4 protein-coding genes and 1 pseudogene are annotated in these 6,000 nt (G+C 61.4%); 3 read left to right on the top strand and 2 right to left on the bottom strand.

The genetic code is table 11. The features are described 5' to 3' along the window. From ACZY08_RS24660 to ACZY08_RS24650, 3 genes and pseudogenes are all read left to right on the top strand, one after another. Positions 1-205: pseudogene (locus ACZY08_RS24660) on the top strand (hypothetical protein); the annotation flags it as partial. Beyond that, positions 205-1,251 carry an ornithine cyclodeaminase family protein gene (locus ACZY08_RS24655; protein WP_463781859.1) on the top strand — a complete coding sequence of 349 codons (1,047 nt, stop codon included), beginning with the start codon at positions 205-207 and terminating at the stop codon, positions 1,249-1,251. The pseudogene ACZY08_RS24660 and the gene ACZY08_RS24655, both read left to right, overlap by 1 nt. 34 nt (positions 1,252-1,285) lie before the next feature. Beyond that, positions 1,286-2,632: a hypothetical protein gene (locus ACZY08_RS24650; RefSeq protein WP_463746932.1), complete on the top strand. Its 1,347-nt coding sequence runs from the start codon at positions 1,286-1,288 to the stop codon at positions 2,630-2,632. Here ACZY08_RS24650 and ACZY08_RS24645 read toward each other — a convergent pair. After that, a complete protein-coding gene (locus ACZY08_RS24645; RefSeq protein WP_463746933.1) occupies positions 2,629-3,945 on the bottom strand; it encodes a WS/DGAT/MGAT family O-acyltransferase in 1,317 nt (438 codons plus the stop codon). The two genes, ACZY08_RS24650 and ACZY08_RS24645, sit on opposite strands and share 4 nt — an antisense overlap. Positions 3,946-4,025: 80 nt before the next feature. Further along, entirely contained in the window at positions 4,026-5,981 is a 1,956-nt protein-coding gene (htpG, locus tag ACZY08_RS24640) for a molecular chaperone HtpG (RefSeq protein ID WP_463746934.1), read from the bottom strand. Positions 5,982-6,000 lie beyond the last annotated feature (19 nt).

The raw sequence follows: 6,000 nt of genomic DNA, 5'->3' as shown, positions 1-6,000 counted from the left end.
CGGAAAGGTCTTCATCTCGGCCCATTCCTATCTGCCGGGTCGAGTCAACACGAATGAGCGTTTGCAACAAGACCTTTTAAACGCTTTGAACGACTTATCGCTCACCGGAATGTATCTGTGGGAGGCCGACGCGGATGAAAGTTCAGATGGACAGTCAGGCGGAGGCATCAAACATGCAAGGGTGGAGGAACGGTGGACGCATTAATGCTCTCGTATAGCGATACGAGGCGCCTAGTGGACATGGTCGGAATGGACGTGATAATGCGGACATGTATCGACAGGTTGCGGAACGGGTTTTCGGAGGTTGCCCGCGAACGTTGGCGAGGCTGCCCACCTCGAAATGGGTTTGTGCACGACCAGTGTGTCGGCGGTGGGGTGATCGAGAACATGCCGTATCTCGAAGTCAACCGCGGAATGACATTGAAAACAATCAGCTATAAGCCGAACAACAATGCCGAACATCGGTTGCCGACTGTCGTAGGAGCAATATGTAGGTACAGTGATTCCAGCGGTGAATTGCTCGCGATCTGTGATGCCACTGTTCCCACTGCAATTCGTACCGGTGCCGCTACCGCTGTGGCCAGTTCGATGCTCGCTCGGCCTGGTTCGCGAACTGCGGCGATCGTGGGTGCTGGATTGCAGGCCGTTACGCAGATCCACGCGCTGTGTGTTTCGTTCCCCCTGGAGCGGATCCAAGTTTACGACATCGACAGAAAGTGCGCTGAATCCCTCAAGGATCGTTGCAACTTCACGTCCGCTCAGTTTGAGGTCTTTGATGATCCGCATGGGGTGGTCAAGGGTGCGGACATTCTGGTTACCGCAACATCGGTACGTCCGGGTGCCGGCCCGGTCGTGAGGGATGAGAGGCTGTCCTCCCACCTTCATATAAATTCCATTGGGTCGGATGAGCCCGGCAAGACCGAGTTGCCGTTGTCGGTGCTGAACAGGGCGTACATTTGTGTCGACCATATGGACCAAGCATTGAACGAAGGGGAATGCCAGGTTCTTGAACGGGATGCAATCGACGTCACCCTGCCGGACCTGGTCGGAATTGCAAGTTCGACTGGCGAACCCCTGCCCCAAGTCCACGAGCTAACCCTGTTTGACAGCACCGGATTCGCATTTGAAGATCACGTGGCCTTGGACGTATTTCTAGATTTCGCAGCCGAGGCTGGTATCGGCGGTAAATTCTCCATCCTCGATGGGCGTGTGGGGTTGCATTCGCCTTACTCGACATCGGCAACCAACTAGAACTGCTCGGCTCTCTTGGAAAGTGCGGTTGAAAATGAGCAATGTACTCGATGTGCTCGACCAGACCATGTTTGACGTGGGGCAAGCTGTCGGAGGTGCCAGCCAACTGCAGTGCATCTGGGTGTACGACCGCCCGATCGACATCGATGGCCTGCGGCGCTTCCACGAACATCTTCAGCGGGGACGGTTATCCCGCTGCATCGAGCGGTCACCCTTGCCGTTCGGCCGCCACCGTTGGATAGCGCCCGACAGGTTGCCCGACCTCGAGATCGTGGAGACGGCCCGCCCGCGTGAAGAATTCGACGACTGGCTCGACGAACAGATCAACACCCCATTGGATTGCGAACGCGGTCCCGGATGGCGCCTCGCGGTGCTCCCGTTCACCGACGGCGGTACCGGGGTCAGTTTTGTCCTTTCCCGTTTCCTCACCGACGGCGTCGGTTTGAGCACCGCGCTGACGGATGCGTCGCTCGGCCGCGACGACCCGATGAGCTGGCCGGCCGCCGGATCCCGCGGGCGATGGCGCGCCCTCCGCGAGGACGCCGGCCAAACCCTGCGCGACATCCCTGCCATGGGCCGCGCCGTCGCCGCCGCCATCCGGTTGGTCCGACGCAGCCGCGGTGGTGCCGGCGGTACCGCCGCACCGGCCGTCACATCACCTGCGCCGCCCGCCGGTTCCGACAAATTGGTCATACACGCAATGGCAACGGTCGTGGTCGATGCGGACGAGTGGGACGCCCGCGCACGCGCACTCGGCGGAACCAGCAACTCGCTACTCGTGGGATTGGCAGCTCGGCTCGCCCAACGGGCAGGCCGGGTTGCTGCGGACGGTTCGGTCGAGGTGATCATGCCGGTCGATGAGCGCGCTGACGGCGACACTCGGGCCAACGCGATCGGCAATGCCACCGTCACCGTCGACCCTGAACTCGCCACGACGGACCTGCGGGAGATCCGGGCGGCGGTCAAACAAACGCTGATTCGCCACCGGGAGGGGGCCGAAAACGAGATGGCAGTGAACGCCATCGTCCCACTTCTACCTGCGGGGCTTCTCAAGGCTGCCCGCAGCGCGACCACTGTCGTCTCACCCAACCAAGTCGGCTCTTCCAACCTTCGTGTGGTCAACCCGGCCGTCGGTCGACCCGATGGCACGGACGCCGACTCCTTCGCCCTGAGGGTTCTTCACTTGGGCGTGACCGAGGCGAGAATGCGCCGGCTCGGCGGAATCCAGTCTGTGCTCTCCGGAACGGTGAACGGCAAGGTCTTCATCTCGGCTATCTCGTACCTGCCAGACTGCCTCAACTCCAATGACAGCTTGAAACAAGAACTTTCGAGTGCATTGAAGGACTTTTCGATCACTGACACCTATCGAGCGGTGAGCTAGAACTCATTCAACGCTGTCGAAAGCTGCATGCGTAGCTCATCATTCGAATTGGCATGGCCCGGCAGGTAGGAACTCAACGAGACGAATATCCGTCCGTCCATCGTTCCGGAAAGCATGGTTTGCACACCGCCGTACCGGTGCAGTGTCGCCGTGGACACACCGGTGTGGTGCAACCTCATGGCGAAGGAATCGGCATCCGTCCCATCTGGCCGGCCGGCGGCGGGATGGATCTCTCCGACGTTCGACGCGCCGACGAGATTGAATGGGTTGCCCCTGGTTGCACGACGGGCGGCGTTCAGGACCCGCTCAGACATGAGGGGCACCAGCGCATTCAGTACCTGCTGGGGGTCGGGTTCCTCCGAGAACCGAATCAGCGCTTGCTTGACCGCGGCCCGGATCTCAGTCAGATCCGTCGTTGCAGACGCCGGGTCGACTGTGGCGCGGACGCCTCCGATCGCGTTGGCGCGGGTGTCGTCCGTAGTGCGCTGGTTCACCGGTAGCGTCACGACCACAGAACCATCCGCCGCAACCCGTCCGGCTCGTTGGGCGAGGCGAGCGGCCAGGCTCACAAGCAGCGTGTTCCGAGTCCCGCCGAGTGCGTTCGCGCGGGCATCCCACTCTTCGGCGTCGACGAAAATCGTTGCCGTTGGGAGCAGGTGGGTTTCGTCGGCTTCAGGGGGCGGCGCAGGCGATGCAGTGGTGGGCCGTCTGACTGTTTCGGCACCGTTGCGCCCTTGTTGTCCAAAGCGTATTGCGGCGGCGACGGCACGGCCGATGGCCGGGAAATCGCGCACAGTCTGGCCGGTGTCTTCTCGCACGGCCCGTAATCGGCCGCGCGACGCGGTAGACGGCCAGCTGATCGGGTCGTCGCGGCCACACGCCGCATCGGCCAACGCCTGCCCCAGTCCGACGCCGTCTGTGAGGCAGTGTGAGACGACCAGGCTCACGCCTGTGCCGCCGTCGGTGAACGGGAGCACCGCAAGGTGCCAGCCGGGACCGTGCTCACAATCCAGTGGGGTGTTCACCTGTTCGTCGAGCCAGGCGTCGAATTCTTCACGCGGGCGGGCCGGCTCGACGATCTCGAGCTCAGGCAGCTTGTCGGGTGCCACCCAGCGGTGGCGGCCGAACGGCAAGGGCGACCGTGCGATACAGCGAGACAACCGACCACGTTCAAGGTGACGGTGGAACTGCCTTAGACCGTCGATGTCGATCGGGCGGTCATACACCCAGACACCCTGCAGCAGAGTTTTCGATCCCGTGGCCTGCTCCATGTCGTACATGGTCTGATCGAGCAGATCGAGTACGTTGCTCATTCTCGTACGGTACGAGCCCAAGCATCCCTTCACTCGGCGATTTTGATGAATCGATACGAAATCGGTTGCGATGAAGCGCCTTACAGGGTGCGGGCCAAGTGGTCGGCGAGTAGTCCGGCGAATTTGGCCGGGTCCTCGGGTATTTCACCTTCAGCTATAAGGGCGGTGCCGTACAGCAATTCGCTGGTTTCTCCCAACCGATGCAAGTAATCAGCGTCACCGCCCGTCTCGTACGCCCGTCGCAAGCCGGTGACCAGTGGATGCGTCGGATTGAGCTCGAGTGCGGGTTTCCCGGCGCTGATTGTTTGCCCGGAGGCGCGATACATGCGCGCCAGCGACGGTGTGATGCCGAACGTGGGGGTGACCAAGCAGGCCGGCGACTCGATCAATCGACCGGACAATCGCACATCCGAGACCTGTTCGCTCAGAGTCTCCTTCAACCAGGCCAGCAGGTCGGCGAACTCCTGCTTCTGGGCTTCTCGCTCAGCCTCGTGCGCGGTCTTGTCTTCCTCGGAGTCGAGATCGACCTCGCCTTTGGCGACCGACTGCAGCCGCTTGCCGTCGAACTCGGGTACCGAGCCCACCCAGATTTCGTCGACCGGGTCGGTGAGCAGCAGCACTTCGTAACCTCGGGCCTTGAACGCCTCCAGGTGCGGCGACTTCCGAAGCTGCTCCGCCGACGGTCCCGTGGCGTAGAAGATCTGTTCCTGACCTTCCTTCATGCGTTCGACGTACTCAGCCAGCGTGGTGGTGGGCCCCTCAGTGCCGTCGCTGCCGGAGAACGTGGAGTGAAACGATGAAATCCTCAGCAGCGTGCCCTGGTTGTCCGGGTCAGACATCAGGCCTTCTTTGAGGACAGCGCCGAACTGTGTCCAGAAGCTGCGGTAATCCTCGGGCTTGCCGGACTGCAGGTCCACGATGGTAGACAGGATCTTCTTCGTCAGCCGGCGACGGATCGCGGTAACCTGCCGATCCTGCTGCAGGATCTCACGAGAGACATTGAGTGACATGCCCTGTGCATCCACCACGCCCTTGACGAAGCGCAGGTACCTGGGCATGAGTTCTTCGCAATCACCCATGACGAAGACCCGCTTGATGTACAGCTGCACGCCCGTCTTGGCGTCCCTGGTGAACAGGTCGAACGGCGCGTGCGACGGGATGAACAACAACGCCTGGTACTCGAAGGTGCCCTCCCCCTTCATCGGGATGACGGCGAGCGGATCGTCCCAGGCGTGGGCGATGTGTTTGTAGAACTCGTGGTACTCCTCTTCGGAAACCTCATCTTTGGGCTTGGCCCACAACGCCTTCATCGAGTTCAGTGTCTGAGTTTCGACGGTGACGGTATCCGGCCCGCCCTCTTCGCCCGCCGGCGTGGATCGCTCGACCTCCATCCGGACCGGCCAGGCGATGAAGTCGGAGTACTTCTTGACGAGCTCTCTGATCTTCCACTCGGCGGTGTAGTCGTGAAGTTGATCCTCGACATCCTCGGGTTTCAGGTACAGAGTGACCGACGTGCCCTGCGGTGCGTCGTCGACGGATTCGATGGTGTAGGTACCGTCGCCGCTCGACACCCATCGGGTGGCTTCGCTCTCGCCGGCCTTACGGGTGAGCAGTTCGACCTTGTCCGCGACCATGAACGTGGAGTAGAAGCCGACGCCGAATTGTCCGATCAATTCCTCTGAGGCCGCCGCCTTCTTGGCCTCTTGCAATTGCTTACGAAGCTCTGCGGTTCCCGACTTCGCGAGGGTGCCGATCAGATCCACGACCTCGTCGTGTGTCATCCCGATGCCGTTGTCGCGGACTGTCAGTGTCCGCGGATCGTGCCCCACCTCGATGTCGATGTGAAGATCGGAGGTGTCGGCGGTCAGCTCCTTGTTCCGCTGCGTTTCGAGGCGCAGCTTGTCCAAGGCGTCCGAGGCATTTGAGATCAGCTCTCGGAGGAACGAGTCCTTGTTGGAGTACACCGAGTGAACCAGCAGGTCCAAGAGTTGGCGTGCCTCCGCCTGAAACTCCAACTGCTCGACGCGTGCAGACATGTGATCCCATCCCCACAGA

This window comes from Mycobacterium sp. IDUB_9, from assembly GCF_055419505.1.
Note: the sequence above shows the minus strand (reverse complement) of the source record. Positions and strands in the feature narration are given on the sequence as shown.